16 protein-coding genes are annotated in these 17,468 nt (G+C 38.9%); 9 read left to right on the top strand and 7 right to left on the bottom strand.

The features are described 5' to 3' along the window. Positions 1–74: 74 nt before the first annotated feature. Complete coding sequence (locus Q7P97_RS09880) at positions 75–254, top strand: hypothetical protein (RefSeq protein ID WP_303969027.1); 180 nt, start codon at positions 75–77, stop codon at positions 252–254. A gap of 207 nt (positions 255–461) precedes the next feature. Here the strand turns inward: Q7P97_RS09880 and Q7P97_RS09875 are convergent, their stop codons facing one another. The 3 genes from Q7P97_RS09875 to Q7P97_RS09865 all read right to left on the bottom strand — a co-directional run bounded on the left by Q7P97_RS09875 (position 462) and on the right by Q7P97_RS09865 (position 3,502). Continuing rightward, complete coding sequence (locus Q7P97_RS09875) at positions 462–2,207, bottom strand: GMC family oxidoreductase (protein ID WP_303969026.1); 1,746 nt, start codon at positions 2,205–2,207, stop codon at positions 462–464. Positions 2,208–2,224: 17 nt separating this feature from the next. Continuing rightward, entirely contained in the window at positions 2,225–3,058 is an 834-nt protein-coding gene (locus tag Q7P97_RS09870; protein ID WP_303969025.1) for a gluconate 2-dehydrogenase subunit 3 family protein, read from the bottom strand. Between the two features lie 219 nt (positions 3,059–3,277). Then, positions 3,278–3,502, bottom strand: coding sequence for a hypothetical protein (locus Q7P97_RS09865; protein ID WP_303969024.1), 225 nt, complete (start codon positions 3,500–3,502; stop codon positions 3,278–3,280). Between the two features lie 297 nt (positions 3,503–3,799). On the opposite strand from Q7P97_RS09865, the gene Q7P97_RS09860 reads away from it, so the two are divergent. Beyond that, positions 3,800–4,312, top strand: coding sequence for a flavin reductase family protein (locus Q7P97_RS09860; protein ID WP_303969023.1), 513 nt, complete (start codon positions 3,800–3,802; stop codon positions 4,310–4,312). Positions 4,313–4,384: 72 nt separating this feature from the next. On the opposite strand, the gene Q7P97_RS09855 is transcribed toward Q7P97_RS09860, so the two are convergent. After that, positions 4,385–5,269 carry a hypothetical protein gene (locus Q7P97_RS09855; protein WP_303969022.1) on the bottom strand — a complete coding sequence of 295 codons (885 nt, stop codon included), beginning with the start codon at positions 5,267–5,269 and terminating at the stop codon, positions 4,385–4,387. Positions 5,270–5,513: 244 nt separating this feature from the next. Here Q7P97_RS09855 and Q7P97_RS09850 point away from each other — a divergent pair, with 244 nt between their 5' ends. From Q7P97_RS09850 to Q7P97_RS09830, 5 genes are read left to right on the top strand one after another with little or no spacing between them, the layout of a single operon-like run. Next, positions 5,514–6,599 carry a hypothetical protein gene (locus tag Q7P97_RS09850; RefSeq protein ID WP_303969021.1) on the top strand — a complete coding sequence of 362 codons (1,086 nt, stop codon included), beginning with the start codon at positions 5,514–5,516 and terminating at the stop codon, positions 6,597–6,599. Then, positions 6,556–8,292: a protein-tyrosine phosphatase family protein gene (locus Q7P97_RS09845; protein WP_303969020.1), complete on the top strand. Its 1,737-nt coding sequence runs from the start codon at positions 6,556–6,558 to the stop codon at positions 8,290–8,292. Before Q7P97_RS09850 ends, Q7P97_RS09845 begins: the two co-directional genes overlap by 44 nt. Positions 8,293–8,324: 32 nt before the next feature. Next, positions 8,325–9,170 (top strand): response regulator, encoded by an 846-nt coding sequence (locus tag Q7P97_RS09840; RefSeq protein WP_303969019.1) that lies wholly within the window; start codon positions 8,325–8,327, stop codon positions 9,168–9,170. Beyond that, positions 9,163–10,200 carry a HEAT repeat domain-containing protein gene (locus Q7P97_RS09835; protein WP_303969018.1) on the top strand — a complete coding sequence of 346 codons (1,038 nt, stop codon included), beginning with the start codon at positions 9,163–9,165 and terminating at the stop codon, positions 10,198–10,200. The genes Q7P97_RS09840 and Q7P97_RS09835 overlap by 8 nt, the downstream gene beginning before the upstream one ends. A 4-nt stretch (positions 10,201–10,204) precedes the next feature. Then, on the top strand, positions 10,205–11,629 hold the full coding sequence (locus Q7P97_RS09830) for a glycosyltransferase family 2 protein (RefSeq protein WP_303969017.1): 1,425 nt from the start codon (positions 10,205–10,207) through the stop codon (positions 11,627–11,629). A 72-nt stretch (positions 11,630–11,701) separates the two neighbouring features. Here the strand turns inward: Q7P97_RS09830 and Q7P97_RS09825 are convergent, their stop codons facing one another. Both Q7P97_RS09825 and Q7P97_RS09820 read right to left on the bottom strand, forming a co-directional pair. Beyond that, a complete protein-coding gene (locus Q7P97_RS09825; RefSeq protein ID WP_303969016.1) occupies positions 11,702–13,108 on the bottom strand; it encodes a purine-cytosine permease family protein in 1,407 nt (468 codons plus the stop codon). A gap of 317 nt (positions 13,109–13,425) precedes the next feature. Continuing rightward, positions 13,426–14,325, bottom strand: a complete 900-nt coding sequence (locus Q7P97_RS09820; protein ID WP_303969015.1) for a catalase — start codon at positions 14,323–14,325, stop codon at positions 13,426–13,428. Between the two features lie 114 nt (positions 14,326–14,439). Between Q7P97_RS09820 and Q7P97_RS09815 the strand changes: the two genes are divergently transcribed. Continuing rightward, positions 14,440–14,997 (top strand): YusW family protein, encoded by a 558-nt coding sequence (locus Q7P97_RS09815; RefSeq protein ID WP_303969014.1) that lies wholly within the window; start codon positions 14,440–14,442, stop codon positions 14,995–14,997. 113 nt (positions 14,998–15,110) lie between these two features. Here the strand turns inward: Q7P97_RS09815 and Q7P97_RS09810 are convergent, their stop codons facing one another. Next, complete coding sequence (locus Q7P97_RS09810) at positions 15,111–15,455, bottom strand: DUF3899 domain-containing protein (RefSeq protein WP_303969013.1); 345 nt, start codon at positions 15,453–15,455, stop codon at positions 15,111–15,113. A gap of 189 nt (positions 15,456–15,644) precedes the next feature. Here Q7P97_RS09810 and Q7P97_RS09805 point away from each other — a divergent pair, with 189 nt between their 5' ends. Continuing rightward, a complete protein-coding gene (locus Q7P97_RS09805) occupies positions 15,645–17,384 on the top strand; it encodes a peptide ABC transporter substrate-binding protein (protein WP_303969012.1) in 1,740 nt (579 codons plus the stop codon). Positions 17,385–17,468 lie beyond the last annotated feature (84 nt).

Below are 17,468 nucleotides of genomic sequence, written 5' to 3'. Positions count from 1 at the left end.
GGTCATTGTTTAGTGAGTTATTATCTTTTTCAGGAGTTACTCGTGAACTTGTAGCGATTGTGGGCGAACTGCAAATGCCTCCAATTATTGTAATGATTGCTATACTAATTGCTATGGGATTATTTACAATGAAGGGTGTAGTTCCAAAGGATGTTTCATTGAAAAGTATTTATAAAGCTTTATTTCCTTTTATAGGGTTGGATATATTGCTTGTTGCTGTAATCATCGCCATCCATGATTTGTTTATTACGTAACACAAGCCAACATGCACGCGTTTGTCATGTCTTGTTTCCGTCAACATATGTACAAGTTGGGTGCAATTGAACGTGATCGATTAGGAATTGTCGCTTCTAATGTACGATGAAGAAAAATCCAGATTCGCAGTGTTGCACTGCGAATCTGGATTTTTGAGTATGTGAATTCAATAAGTACATAAATAGACGATAGAACCAGATATTTTGTTATGCGTTTAAAGTCCCTTGCTTCGCTTCTGCAAGCTGACCACCTTCTTTTAAATACTTCTCTACACCTTCTGCTGCACGATAAGCCAATGCGCCAATGGTTGAAGTCGGATGATGTCCACCGAATTGAGGAAATGCGGAACCACCCACTACGAATAAGTTATCCATCTCCCACATTTGAAGGTAGTTATTCACTGCAGATGTTTCAGGATCCGCCCCCATAATTATTCCGCCTGCGTAGTGACCACCTGAATAGATATGATCGAACTCTTCAGGCACTTCATCCTCGTCAATGATATCGGCACCCATTTCTTTCATGATTTCACTACATTTCTCGATTCCGAATTTCGCCATATTTCGATCGTGATCTGTGTAACGATTCGTTATACGTAATAGGGGATCTCCGTATTCATCTTTGTATGTTGGATCCAAATCTACGTAGTTATGCCACCATGACATAACAGCAGGTGTATACCATGCGACTAGTGAACGATTCGCATAATGGATTGAGTTTTTCTTGAACTCAGGTCCCCACTTTGGTGTGCCGCTTGGGACGTGGTTTGTAGAAATAGCCCCATCACCGTATTGACGCATTTCGATACCGCCACCGTTGATGAAGTCTACATTAGAGTGATCAAAATTATCACCAGCAAAGTCACTCAAAGTACCACCCAGAGCACCTGCTCCCATGTAGAGATTAAACTTTTTATTTTCAAAGTAGCCTCGCGCTCCAAGGAATGTGATGTTGAATTGTCCATTAAAGTTGCGGCCAATGGTTCCTTTACGTGTGGCTGGATCATATTGTTTTCCGATTTCTGAAAGCATCAATAAACGATTATTAGTAAATGAAAATGCACCTAATACGACGACGTCTGCTGGCTGCTCATATTCAATTCCTGTACGTGTATCAGTAAACATAACACCGGTTGCCTTACCGTCTTTATGCAGAACTCGACGTACTAAAGAATTAGTGCGTATTTCGCAGTTTCCGGTTTTGCGTGCAGTCGGAATAACTGTAGCCAATGGGTCCGATTTAGCCGTAAAATCACAACCGTACATCGTACAATAAGAGCAGAACATACATGCATTTAATTTTTCACCGTCTGGATTAGTATACGCTTGTGATAAGTTACCGGCAGCGACTTGGAAAGGGTGATAACCCATCCTCTCAGTCGTTTCTTTGAATAATTTTACAGCTGGTGATGCTAACATAGGCGGGTTAGGGTAATCACTTGAACGCTTGTCACCAAGTGGATCGGGCTCGCCTGAAATTCCAGCGGTTTTCTCCCACTTATCGTAATAAGGTTCCATTTCATCATATGTAATACCCCAGTCTTGAATCGTCATGCCTTCAGGAATTTTCTCTTTACCATACCTTTCAATAGTTTTGGAACGCAATTCAAAATCGATAGCTCTCCAGCGATATGTAGCACCTGCCCAGTGGACACTACCCCCACCTAGATCGGTCCCAGCCATCATTTCTGCTCTTGTTCGGACAGGGAGAGCGGTATCTTCAATTTTCACGCGTGAAGTAATCGTTTCAGGAGATAAGTTTTGCATCATTTCGTAACGATCTGTATAACGCAATTCATCTTTAACTCCTATATAGTCTTGTCGATCTTGTTTTTTACCTCGTTCAAGCGTTACTACCTGGTATCCGGCCTTGGCCAGCTCTGCAGAAACTACTCCACCTGCCCAGCCGCTTCCTACTACGACTACATCTACCTTTTTTAATTTTTTTACCATATGAGTTCCTCCTGTTTTTAATGACCTTGGTAATTTCGTAAGCTTTCAGGTTTCATTACGATGAAGTCTTCTTTTTCTATATCCGCTGTATAGCTCATACGTGGACCGGGGAATTCTTTCATCCTCCAGCCTTCCATATTGCGATTCCCACCATAGACGGGGTCAGCATAAGCACCTTCAATAGTTGTTTGTAATAATAGATTAAAGAATGTCGTCGAAGCGACACCGTTCATCTTCGCTTTACCATCGTCAAACATCTGCAAAATCTCATCTTGCTGTTTCGGCTCTAGCTTACGGAAGTTTGTTTCGAATTTCTCCTGTGCGGTTTGTTCCAATGCTTTTACGCCTTCCATGAAAATATCTCCCCTTGTCATAGGTGTCTGATATCTAAAGGCTGGTGTAGGTACTTGCGTTTCGGCATTTGGACCTTGGTCTTGGGTCGAATCTGCTTGGCTTTCATATGCGTCTACCACACCTGCCTGCAAAAACGGACCTTTCATATATTCTTTTGCATTCATTCCCCATTCGCCAGCTAGCTGTCGGTCGATAAAGTAGGGGACACCTAGTTCAATAGCGCCTGGCCCTAAATCGTCTGTAGGAAATAACCTTTCAGTAGCAGCAGATAGGATAAGAAAATCTTCGCTATTACTAAAGAACGTACGTGCTTCCAATAAGTGGCTGCCTTCTTTTTCTGAGTTAATAGGTGCATCTGGTTTTTGTAGCTGGTTAGTCAATAGACCACCAAATAATGATCCACCAACTAGACCTCCCGCCACTAAGCCGGTATTTTTAATGAAATTTCTACGACTAATACCTTTTTGTGTATCCTCATGCGGTCTGTGTTCTGTCACGGTATTCTCCTCCTTGTATAAGACTTTCATATTTTACCAATAGCACTCCTACATATCATGTTGTGATGAATGTCTAGAGATTATACGTAATATAACTTTTTGTAAATAAAACATTTTAAAGGACTGAAAATTCAGTTAAATAGAAGTAGGAAGAAAAAACCCCTGAAATACTTTAATTGATTTCAGGGATTTTAAGCTTCTACTATTTATTGTTTTTTATTAGTCTTTGTTTTCATCGTCTGGTTCCATGTCTACTTCAGGCTCATCCATATCTGCATCATCATTTGGTGTAACATCGCCTGGCTGATCTACTTCTACGTCAACATCATCGTTTTCATCAATAACCGGGTCATCGTCACCGCATGCACTGAGGACGCCGACAGAGAGAATTGCCGCTGCTCCCACTTTGAATAAGTTGTTTTTCTTGAGAGTAGTTAGATTCATTATACGTATCCTCCTAGAATTGTTTGATAGACTTGCTACGGTTATAATAGCCGAATTTAGTATTTATAAACATGTGGTTTATAAAATAAAGCTTTAGTACCTTTAAAGTGACAGGCAATAAAGTAGCATGGTACAAAGTGAATGCATCGCATAAGCTGAAAGAAAAACATACAACGAGTTGAGAAAAATGAAGAAAGATAGTGGAAGTGCTATGATATATATAGACTTGCCTATTTCTAGAGAAATGGACTATATAAATTACTCGAAATGGCTCATCAATAAAGGAGAGAATGTTTCATGAAAAAAGAAGAGCAACAGAATTTATTCAAAGAGATTATGGGGAATTACCCCACTGGTGTAACAGTAGTTACTGCAGTAACTGAAGATGGCACGCCTGTAGGATTGACAGTAAACTCGTTTGCTTCTGTATCCTTGGATCCAATGCTTCTCTTATGGTCTATAGATCATAGAGTTTCATCTATCAAAGCATTCACAGAAGGTGGTAAATTCGCTGTACATGTACTTGCGGGAGATCAAAAAGAACTGTGTAGCACATTTGCGAGCCGTGTAGAAGATCGTTTCTCTACATGTGAATGGGAAATGTCGGATAACGGATTACCGATTATTGAAGACGCATTCGGTGTTTTTGAATGTAAGACTTTCCAAACGATTGAAGCAGGAGATCATACAATCCTTATCGGCGAAGTAATTGATTTAAAAGTAGAGAAAAATAAAGATCCTATGTTATATCATCGTAGAGTGTTTGGTTCTGTACCACCAGTATTTTATGATCAAGATAATAAAGCTTAATTACTCATACACTAAACGTATACAAAAAGGCCGTCTCATTTGATAGAGACGGCCTTTTGTTGTACTTATCTGTTATTTGCGTTTCATCCAACTTTCTAGCGAATGAACAGCAATTCCACGGAATTCTTCAGAGTGATTAAAAGATCGCTCTACTTCTTTTAGTTGTTTTTCCATATACGCATTATTCTTATCGAAGAAAGATAAATAATCGCCTTCAGAAGATTTACTTGTTTCTATGGCTACCCGTGCCTGTTTGCCGGTAGCACTGGCGTAGTCCATTTCACTTTGCGCTAAACTAATCATTCCGTTACGTCCTTTTGCCTTGTTACGGTAAGCCATGACGTTGATACTGTCGGATTGATCAATTAGCCATTCGGATAAAACACCTTCACCCATCGAATTCGAATAGAATGTCTTGTCGAACCAAAATGGTATATCGATTCCAAAATGTAAATCAAGAAGAGCGGACTCACCAGCTGCTAATCGAATATTTTGCTGATAGCTTTCGATGGTCTCCTGTAAATTAGAGTTCCAGACAGGCAAAATATACGGTTCGATGTCTAAGTGGATACCTGCAAATTGTTCGGTTTTACCTGAAACAGATTGATATTTCTCCACCCAACGGAAGAACTGTTGAACCGACTTTTGATCAGTCGTCCAATGCGGTGCACCATCTAGTGCATGCACTTCTATATTCTGCTCGCTAGCTTTACGAATGAAGTCTTGATACACTTCGTCTGGAATGTCTGCATTGACTTGTAAATAGAGTGTCGATACATTCTTTTTATCCATAAATTCAATGATCGTATCGGATTGATCAAGTATTTGCGATGTGTGCCACAGCCAAGTAGTTTTTGGTTGGTCAACGCGCATAGTTAGTATAGGTTTCAACCAAATGAAGTTAGATAGAACCAATAAAATCGCCGCCATCCAAATAAGTCGTACTTTTTTCGACATAGTAGTCACCTTTCTCTAGAAACTTAAGATAGAGTAGAATATCATAATCTAATAGTCCTACAGGTGTATTATACACTAACTTATGTAAAGTGACATAGTATATTAAGACTAAAGATATGTAAAATATAATTGTATACTAGAATAGTAGGTGATATAATAATACTAGAAGAGTATTTAAAAGACAAAAGACAACAGACAACAGACAACAGACAACAGTCGACAAGAGTAAAGGAGAGACCAGATAGTGAAAAAAATAGTAATAGCACTAGTATTGATCTTACTCGTCTTGTCGCCACGAATTTATTGGACACTTAAAGAAGAAAAGATCATGGATATAGCAGTAATTGATAAGTCCGTTGCTAAAAAGGATTATCGTGAGCACAACGGTTTATTCCACATATTAAAAGGAAAGAAAATTGTACGACCTGATGGAGAATTGTATGACCTCGGACTTGATTATTATGGATTCGATCCATACGATCAAGTAGCTATGGAGCCGTTTCGAACTCGGCCGCTCGATATGATTTATGTAGCGGATACGTATGGTGTATTCAGTGATGATCTTAAAGATCGTCCTGATGGTTCGCGATCTGAACTACTATACGGTGGTATGGAGTTGTTGGAATGGAACGAATTAATGGCCAGTAAAGATGAAAATACGACATTAATAGCGGAATTTAATAGTTTTGCATCACCTACGAGTGAAGAAATGAGTACCATCATGCAAAATAATTTAGGTATTACGTGGACAGGCTGGATTGGGCGCTACTTTACAGATTTAGCGAATGAAGAAATACCTCAATGGCTTATTGCTGGGTACAAGGAGCAGATGAATAGTGAATGGCTATTTGCAGGTGCTGGTCTTGCATTTGTCCATACATCTGGAAAAGTGATTGTGTTGGATGGGCAGGAAAATAAAAGTGCTGCTCATTTTGAGTTAACAAAAGAAGGAAAAGAAAAGTTTCCCAAAGTATATTCATCTGATTATATTTATTGGTTTGATGTGGTAGAGCCATTTGAACAAACTGCAGTACTCGCAACATACGAATTTGATTTGACGGAAAAGGGCCGTAGCGTGCTGCAGGAAGCAGGCATACCTGAAACTTTTCCAGCTGTATTGCATCAAAAGCAGTCGAACACGTATTACTTTGCAGGAGACTATGCAGATTTCGATAAAAAACCGATAGTTACATGGCAAGGGATGCACAATGTGTACAAATACTTTGCGAAAGATGTTTCGGCTTTCTATTGGTTAACCTATTTCCCGATGATGGAAGAAATTTTGGATGAGACCTATGATAGAAAGAGCGGTGAAGATATTGTCGAATGAACCTAAAAGTCGGTTTTTCTTAAAACTCTTATTGTGGTTTATCTTTTTAAGCACACTAGGTGTAGGAGGCGGCATTTTCTTCTTGTTATTTGCTGTTGTGCCCATTGAACAAGTCTTCACAGATCGTGGCTGGTCCCAATTCAAAATAGACCATGCAATGAAATACTTTGTTGTCGGTTGGGTAGTGTTTGGTTTTGTGGTTTCATTTCTTTACTACTTTTTTATCGTCAAGAAGAATCGTTGGCTACTAACTTGGTTGTTGGCTGCTAGTTCGATCATGCTAACAGTAGCGGGCTTGTATTACTTTCTCAACACAGGTTCAGGAATTGTTCAAGCTTCTCAAGGTGAAGTAGTAGAAGGAGAACGATTCACCTTCGGGCCATATCCTGAAAAAGATGATTTGATAAGTTTAAAGGAACGAGGATACGACGGTGTCATTACATTGCTCAATCCGACGCTTCCAATTGAAAAACCGCTTTTGGATCAGGAAGTGAAGTTTGCTGAAGATGCAGATTTAGAAGTTCACTCGCTGCCAATGTTACCTTGGGTCGGCGATAATACAAAATCTATTGAAAAAGTAAAAGAATTAATTGCGCAAGATGATAAAAAATACTATGTACATTGTTATTTGGGTAGACACCGAGTCGATGTAGTGAAACAAGTGATAAATGAAGAGCTCGGCGATGAGTTATATGAACTTCGTTTTTTACAACCTACCACATTGGAAAGAGGAAGTTTATTCTATTTTCCTGATCAGTCGATTCTAATGGGACCTTACCCAACAGAAGAAGAATGGTTCACGCGAATTAAGCGAGGTGAAGTGGAAGAAGTCGTTTCTCTATTGAACGATAAGCAAGATTCTGAGTGGTTAGCGAAGGAACAGAAGACAATATCAGAACTACAAATGAAATATACGCATATGCCATTGAAAGAGGAACCAACACTTGATGAGATTAGAAAAGTAGCCGAATATGTACAATCGGTAGACCATAAAGTATATGTGCATGATTTCACGAAAAGTACCGCAATTGCAATGCTAGAATCCTATTTAGATTGGGGGACTACATTAACTGGTACTCTTCCTCCTGCTTTACATTGCGGAATGAGCGAATGGATCGGCCGTAAAATGCTTGTCGGTTGTCAGCCGGATAAAATAGAAAGAGACCGCTTGCGAAAAATGGGCGTTATAGATTTCATTCAACTTGATGCAATGAAGCTTACAGAACAATACAAGGTAATTAAAGAAGCAAAAGAACAGAAACGTCTAATATATATCGTGGCCGGTTCAAAACAACAACAAATAAAGCGTATGGCAACAGGCTTATTGTATGGGTCAGATCAGCGTGGCAAAGAGTTAGAAGGGATAATATTTGCGAATGGACAAGCTAAGCGACACGAGCGCAACTTACTAGTTGGTCCGATGCTTGAACCATCTGAATATGAAACATTCGCTACAGCTTATGGTGCAGCACAAATTATCTACTTACAATCTCCAAGTACAAGTACATCTGCAGAAGTAAAACAGGTAAAGGAACTTGGAGAAGCTCATCATATTTTAGTCAAAGTAGTCCGAATGACCACAGGATACGAAGAAGAATTGATTCCATTATTGGATCACGAGAGTGGATTGAATTATATCATGACGGAAGACTCACTTACTCCTGAAGTAAATGCGTATTTGAAGAAATTCTAACAGCAAACTTGCTGATGAGAGGTGCAATGAGTATGAAAACAAAAATTAAAGAACTTAATTTACTGGATGCTTCGGTTTTTCAACAGCTCTTTCATTGGCAGTTGGCGAACACCAAACGCTTTCGGCAAGTTTTTACAGTGGTGTTTGTGAGAAGTCCGGAGAGCCCAGACATTAAACAAGTTCTACTTGAACAAATGCGTAACTCTGACCTACTGTTTAGTTTCCCTACAGGTGAACCAGACATCATTTTGATGGCAAATACCGGTGAAGAAGAAGCGGATGTATTTATTGATAGATTGAGGAAAACAGAATCCAACCGCTCTTATCGTGTAGGTGTTTCAGTAATTGAAATTCGTAATGGTGATACGACACTTGAAGAAGTGTTACAGACAGGAAACGATGCAGTACATCGCGCTCTTTCACTTACAGGAAATACGCCTTATGTGAAAGATCGTTCGTTTAGACAACTTGAAAGGCAATGTGTTCGAGTGAGTATTATTGATGAAGATCCTGTTGTTACAATGGTCATCCGAAAATTGGTAGAACGAGTATCCATAAAGCAGTTAGACCTAGATATTCGAGTTTTTCATGATGGACAATCATTTATTGAATCGGACTGGTATCAATCTTCACATATGCATGTAGTGATTGTGAATGATATTTTGCCGAGAAAAAACGGTTTGGAAGTATTGTATACATTGCGTACATTACCGAACACACAAAAATATCATGTCTTTATGATGACCAAAAGAAAAAGTGAAGCAGAAATGATTTTTGCATATGAAAATGGAGTAGATGAATATATCACTAAGCCATTCAATCCAAATTTATTTGAGTCGCAAATAAAAAAAGTGTTGAACCGAATCTACTATGGATAAGTTTTTAGTATCTTTGCTAGTAGCGATTGTTGTGTTGCTGTTCATACTTTTTGCGATGTTCTTTTTGCTCGTGTTTTATAGAATACGAGAAGTGAAAAATAAAATGAGGATTACACGTTATATCGAAGAACGTCAAGTCGACTGGTATGAATATTTACTTGGAGATGACATGCCGATAGATTCTCTAAAACCAAATGGTCAGTTGGAATTAGAAGCTATTGATGAATTGTTTTTTCGCTTTAGTTATCACTTTTCGTCCGATGAAATTAACGACAAAGTAAATGCGTTCGCGGAACATTATATGAATGACTACTATAGTAAAGGTCTTGGCCATAGAAGTAGTGGAATTCGTATTAATACGTTAAATAAAATTAATCTATTTAATTTAACGTTTATGTTAGATAAAGTTTCACGACAACTTCAAAAAAAGAAAAGCTATTCTAAAACAGAGTATATATTGATGTATGAAATTATTTCAAGGTTTTCCAAGACGGAATTCATGGCGCATTTCATCCATCCTAAAGTTTCGTTAGGTGAATTTGACTATAAAAAGTTATTGATGGAATTGGATGAGACACAGATTAGTTTACTAGCTGAAGACTTTAATGAGTTACCTGAAGTATTACAGTTGGCGACTATTGAAATTGTAGGTGTCCGTCATTACTTGGAGTGGCTTCCGTTGTTGCATGAATGTCTAGATAGCTCTGTACAAGAATTACGAATCCGCGCGTTAAAGAGTATAGCTGAACTAGAAGTAGCCGATGCACTGGAGTTGTATGAAGGGTTTTCACGTTCAACTGTTTGGGAAGAACGTTTGATGACAGCTAAAATTTTCCGTTCCGTGTCGTCAGAAAAGGCGTTACCTGTACTCAATCATTTGATAAAGGATTCTACCTATCAAGTTCGTGCCCAAGCTGCTAAGTCGATGAAGTCATTAAAAAACGGCCAACAAGCGCTTTATTCTGTCATTACTACGTCATCCGACGAGTTCGCGATAGATGTAGCAGAAGAGATGTTCGGAAAGGAGTAATGAGATGAATTTACCTGTAATTACTTCTTCGGTATTTGCGTTCGTTGGCTATATTTTACTCGTCTATATGCTAGCCGTTATTTTCTCGTATACCTCAATGTTGATTATCGCATTCATTCAATTAGGAAAAGAACGAAAGTTGCAGAAGAATTTATCAGATGAAGAAGCGGTAGACTTTATCTATACACAGCCAGTAACTGTGATCGTACCTGCTTACAATGAGCAAGAAGGTGTGCTAGGCAATATCTATTCATTACTCGCATTGCAATATCCACAATTCGAGATATTGGTTGTGAATGATGGATCAACGGACAACACAGAAGATATCGTTATTGAACATTTCAATATGAAGCCGATCCGCAAAGTAGTGAATCAACAAATTGACACTCAACCTATCGAGGCGATCTATCAATCGGATATGCATCCCAATTTATTGTTGATTACAAAAGTTAATGGAGGGAAAGCGGATGCATTAAACGTAGGAATTAACGTATCGAAGTACCCGTATTTCTGTTCGATTGATGGAGACTCCATATTGGATCGCACGTCGCTATTGCGCGTCATGAAGCCGATTATGGAGTCGAATAAAGAAGTTATTGCGACAGGCGGAAATGTGAGGATAGCTAATGGCTATGAAATTCAAATGGGACAAGTAGTTAGAGAAGGTTTACCGAGCTCAGCTATCGTGATGATGCAAATTATCGAGTATATGCGTGCGTTTCTAATGGGGCGTATGGCGCTGAGTAAATACAATTTAGTGCTTATCATATCAGGGGCATTTAGTGTTTTTTCTAAGAAGTGGGTGCTACAAGTAGGTGGCTACGCTAAAAATACAGTAGGCGAAGATATGGAACTAGTAGTCAAGCTTCATGAGGAAATATCGGATCGTAAAGAAGATAAAGAAATCGTCTTTACACCAGACCCGGTCTGTTGGACAGAAGCTCCTGATAATTTCAAAGATTTACGTACGCAACGTCGACGTTGGCATCAAGGGTTGGCTGAAAGTCTTTGGCTTCACAAAAAGATGGCCTTCAATCCTAAGTATGGTACTGTAGGTGTCATCTCCATCCCATATTTCTTATTTATTGAATTACTGGGTCCCGTAATTGAACTGGCTGGCTATGCATATATGGTACTTTCTTTATTTATGGGAGAAGTATATATGATTTTCGCGGGAATCTTAGGATTATTATTCATTTTGTATGGATCACTCTTTTCCATGGCGTCCGTGCTGCTGGAAGCGTGGAGCCGCAATACGTACCCGAAAGTAGAAGATTTATTCCGTCTAGTCGTTTTATCATTAACAGAAGTGTTTTGGTATCGACCGTTGACATTAATTTGGCGTGTCGAAGGAATTATTCGTGCGATGCGTGGTAAACGTGAGTGGGGAAGTATTCAACGTAGAGGGTTATCTGAAGATAGTGAATGAAAAACGCCTGAAGGATCATCATGTCTGATCCTTCAGGCGTTTTTTTATATTTGACGAAGAGGAGTTTTGATATTAACCTAATTTATCGTCTGCTGTAATATCATTCGGTTCACGCACTAAATAGTATTTACCTTTTGTATACTTGGCAATGATCACTGTCAGTATAGCAGCCAGTATAGCAGCGACAAATGCAGCTGTAGATTGGAGGAATAACCCTAGATAACCAGAAGCGGCAATGGCGCCAAATGTACTTGCTATTAGTAACGAAGCGACACCGACAGGGTTCCATTTGTACAAGTACTCTTGTCGAGCGACATAATAGGTCGGACCAATTTTCAGCCACTTTTTGACGACCAATGCATCCGTCACTAGAATAGCAGCCCACGAAAATAGGAAAACACCCTGGAATGTCATGACCGTATCTAGATGATCTACGATTCCACCAAGCATCAGTAATATAGCACTTACAGCTGAGACGACTACCCAGAATCTGCGTCCCGGAGTGAAACGGAATACGTTTTCGAAGAAATTTGATAGCGATAGGGAACTGCTGTAAATATTGGTTACATTAATTCGTAACTGTGTGAGCATCGTAAACAAAGCTCCACCAATACCTAGCAATAGTACGATATATACACCTGGATCTTTTTCCAAGAAACGTACACCAAACCAAATTCCAAGTCCACCCATTACACCGTAACAGAAAATTTGAGGAATGAAGCCAATCGCAATTGAACCAAATTTTCGATCGGATGGTTTTAAGAAACGGGCATAGTCTGATGCGAGTAAAGCAGTCAATCCCATGATTCCATTATGCATTCCGATACAGAACAATAATGCTGTTCCACCAAATTCTACGCCTTCAGGCATATACGAAAAAACAGAACCTGTATAAACAGCCGGTTTAATAAATGATAAAACAATAGCCGCAACAAGAAACACAAGAAACACTGGCATAGACCATTTTTGAAGCTTGTCTAGCTGCTCAATACCGAACCAATTCAAGGGAATGACAAGTGTCCCAAAGACGACAATCAAAATCCACTTCGGAAAGTCAGGCATGAAAATGTGCACAGCCGATACAAGAATTAATCCTTCAAATGCACAATACATAATAAAGTTTGAGGCGTAAATCAATGATGTTAGCGATGAGCCGATATAGCCAAATCCGCCTCCGCGTGATAATAGATTCACATTCATCCCGGACTTAGCCGATAAGTAGGCAATCACGGTACCGAGTAAGCCCGCTACAATTATGGCATAGATTGCGGACACAATAGCGTTTGGTGCACCGAATTGCAAAGCCATGACGCTGCCCATTTGAAAATAAAAGATGGCAGTCGCGATCCCGAACGTGATGTTCGTAATGCTAAGCCAACTTTTAGTGCGGTCTTCTAAAGGTACACGATCTAAGGAATAATCCTTTTCCGTTTCCTCTTCTTCTATAGTATATAATGTTTTTTCTTCTTCTGTTGTCATACACATCAGCTCCTTGTAGTAAATAGTCAACCCCTTCTGCTAGCTTAGCCAACACGTTCTTATTCATATCGGAATTTGAGTTTGGTTCGTTCTTTGAATTGACACGTCAATAGTTTAACAAAAACATAATGAAAAAATCAAGGATAGCATAGCTTTGTATTGACGATAGTGAAAGAGCTTGATTTTCTGAATGACTATAGACTTTCACGTCTTCAAAAAACACATTTCACTAACCTTTTTAATGAAAAATTTTTAGTGAAAATAGTAAAAACGAATACAGCATAATAACTATTCATCTAAGATTTTTTAGAGATTTGTTAACCTTTTTTCTTTACGCCACGTCTCTTGGCGGATTCCTCGTACGCAGCAGAGCGAAATAGTAATACCGGATCATCGCTACATTCTATTCCTTCTATAGTAACTGTTGGATCGAAAACGAAGGCTTCTGCGTTATCTGCACGAAGAGAGTTCAGTGTCAGAGTTCCTGCTTCAATTTTCTTTCGGTCATTCGGCCAAGCGATAGTGGGGTCATTCGTTTGATCTCCTTGTTCAGCTAATTGCATAAGTAAGCGAAAACGTACAGGACGTCCTTGTTCTACTTTATGAATGAGTTCATTTTCCATAGAGTGGCCTTCCGTATCAAAATCATTTTGAGGCAGAGGTTGCCATTCAAATCGCACGGCTTGTCTCTCTAAGTCAACATTCTTCAAAAAATACGCATGAATAGAATAGTAATGAAGGGTTTCGAAATTACGAAACGGTTGGAGCTCTTTTAAAATGGAAGCAAATGCTTTGTACTCAGTATCGTGCATCAGAGCATCTATTCGTTGTGACCATGTACTGCTTGAATCAAATGCCTGTATTAGACGAATAAAGGCTTCTGGAGTTTTACTAATGAAGATTGGTATATTAACCATAGTCAGGTTTGTAAATGTACCATCAGGTAATTGAAAGCGCACTGCCATTCCTTTAATTGGATTCAGACGTTCATTGGGGGTTAGGCTCGTAGAACTGTGAGAAAAACGTACAACAGCAGGAACTTCGGTTTGCTGTAGATGAGTAGCTGTTGTCCAAGGTACTGCAGCCCCAGTTGGTTGAAAAGTTGCATCAAATGCGACGCCGGTCGCGTGCGCACGTCGCAAACTACTTTCCGTATGTACAGCTGACTCAATTGAATCAATTGCTTCTTTAGCAGTCAAGGGATTCTGATTATTCATTCGAAAACACTCCTTTACTTACCAACATACCCTTCATTAAATAAAACTAACCGATTAGAAAGTAGCAAAAAGGGTAACAATAAGAATAATACGACGTTTAGGAGGAATATTTTTATGAAACATTTAGTAATAACAGGAGTATCAGTAATGGCACTTGCGTTGGCGGGATGTGGAACGAATGCGACAGATGATAAGGTAGAAGAAAACTCTAATGCAACCAATCCACCGGTAGAGCAACCGCTAGAACCAGCTACTGGTGATACGGATCAAAATACTGATGAAGTTGTACCAGATACTACAACAGATTCTTCAACTGACTCGGCGACGGGAAATATGCAAGCCGACATGGACAAGCTTTCATTTAAAGAGATCGAATTAGATGTTTCATACGGGAAAGACAAAGAGTATGAAGCAGAAATTGAACAAGATGAAAATGAACCAATAAAAGCTAAAGTAGAAGATGAACTAAATGAAATCTATTTAAAAGGTCAGGAAGCATTTGATGATGTATATTCAAAAGTGAAAAATCTAGATGTGACCAAAGATAGCTCACAGCAAGAAACGATTGATCGTATACTAGACGCTTTTGATCTTCAAGCGGATTATGAAAAATTCGAAGTAGAAATCAAATTCAACGATGGTAGTAAACTTGAGGTAGAAGATCGTAAATAATCAAAGTTTTTAAATGCGCGAGAACAAAATAACTAGTAATGGCGATGAGTTATAAAATATATCAGTAAATTAAAAATCTCGGTATTTCCTATGAAGGAAGTACCGAGATTTTTTTATAGATAATATAAAACAAGCGCCAAAATCATAAAAATGAAGGTTGGCATACCTGCAATGAAGAACCAAGCGGGACTCGCCGACATAACTTCGGATGGAGCACGCATAGATTCGATAGCTTCTCTTTGACCTTTTCTAGCAAACACTTTACGCGAACTCGTCATGAAGAAGTCGAAGAATCCAGTACGGACGACAAACACAAGCCCACCAAAGAATAACAGAATACCACTGACGAAAAAGGAAGCATTAATATAGCCTAATAATGAGATTTTACCGTATACTGAATAGGCAGAAATAATAATCACCAGCTGCGATATGAGAAATACAATACTATTACGTTTCATAGAAGTCCTTCTTTTCATAATTAATGTTGATAGCTACTGTCTATCATACAAGAAATGAGTAAGAATGTGTAGAATCTTCAATAATAGTTTAAAATTAAGATAATATTGTTGTTAGCGTTTACATTCATAAGTTTTTCTTGTATAATGAAAAAGTTAGTACTTCAAAAACATCAAGGGGAGGTCAACAATTTGAAGAGTAATAAGTGGCTTTTATTAATGGCACTAACGTTAGTGCTAAGTATGTTCTTAGCTGCATGTGGCGGTTCGAAAGACGAAGAAAAGCCAGCAGCAGACGGGGACGACAAGGACAAGGAAGCGGCAACTGAAGAACCAGAAGAAAAACAGCATGCCAAAGACGAAGAAGGAGAGCCAGATGCTGAGCAAGTATTATACTTAGCTGAATCTGCTGCTATCCCATCTGTTGACTCATCAATCGTGGAAGACGCAGTTGGCTTCAACGTGTTGAACAATATCAACGAAGGTTTATACCGTTTAAACCAAGAAAATATCGCAGAACCTGCAATGGCTGCTGAAGAAGCTGAAGTAAGTGAAGATGGATTGACTTATACATTCAAAATTCGTGATGCAATGTGGGCTGATGAAACACCTGTAACAGCTAACGATTTCGTTTATGCTTGGCAGCGTGCAATTGATCCAGCAACTGGTTCACCTTACGGACCATTCATGATGTCTGGTGTAGTAGAAAATGCAACAGCAATCTCTGAAGAAAAAATGGAAGTATCTGAGCTTGGCGTTAAAGCTATAGACGAGAAGACGTTTGAAGTTAAACTTGAGCGTCCAGTACCATATTTCTTGTCACTTATGTCATTTGGAACTTTCTATCCACTTAAAGAAGAGTTTGTAGCTTCTAAAGCGGATGCATTTGCAACAAACTCTGATAACCTTCTTTCAAATGGACCATTCGTTTTAACTAAATGGGATGGAACAGGCGATAGCTGGACTTATGTTAAGAACGAAAATTACTGGGATGCAGAAAACGTTAAACTTAATGAAATTCACGTAAACGTTGTAAAAGATTCTGCAACTGCAATTAAACTTTATCAAGATGGTAAATTAGATCGTGCCGGAGTTTCTGGTGACCTAGCTATGCAATACCGTGATGATGAAGAAGCAGTTATTCAACCAGAAACATCTGTATTCTATTTCAAGTTTAACCAAGAGCGTGATGGTAAAGAAACACCACTTGCGAACGAAAACATCCGTAAAGCTATTGCTAAATCTTTCGAAAAGGAAGATATGGTAGATGTAGTACTAGCTAACGGATCATTAGCTGCAAACTTCTTAGTACCAACAAACTTTGCATTTGATGAAAATGAAAAAGACTTCCGTGAATTAAGCGGAAACCACTTAGAGTACAATGTGGAAGAAGCACAAGATCATTGGAAAAAAGGTCTTGAAGAACTAGGTGTTGAATCTCTTGATCTAGAAATTCTTGGTGGCGACACTGAACTTTCTAAGAAAATGGACGAGTACTTCAAGTCTCAATTAGAAGGTAACCTAGAAGGACTTAAAATTTCGTTGAAAGAAGTACCATTCTCCGTACGTTTGGATTTGGATGGCAACCAAGACTATGATATTCAAGTATCAGGTTGGGGACCAGACTTCCAGGATCCGATTTCATTCTTGGATCTATTTGTAACAGATGGTACAAACAACTTGATGTCTTACTCTAATCCTGAGTACGATAAATTGATTGAAGATTCTAAAGGCGAATTGGCTCTTAAGCCTGAGGAGCGTTATGAAGCATTCGCAAAAGCTGAGAAAATTCTACTTGATGATGACGCTGCAATTGCACCAATTTACCAACGTGGTTTGATCTTCTTGCATAAGCCACACTTCAAAGGCTTAGTTGATCATCCATTCGGAGCAGACTATAGCTTCAAGTGGGCGTATATTTCAGGTAAGTAATAGTAACGTTGTAAAGTCTTGAGTTTAATAGGGGAGAGTATATGGGGATCTGTATTCCATATACTCTCTTTTTAGTAACAGCAA

The organism is Sporosarcina ureae (assembly GCF_029267015.1).
GTDB lineage: Bacteria > Bacillota > Bacilli > Bacillales_A > Planococcaceae > Sporosarcina > Sporosarcina ureae_D.
Note: the sequence above shows the minus strand (reverse complement) of the source record. Positions and strands in the feature narration are given on the sequence as shown.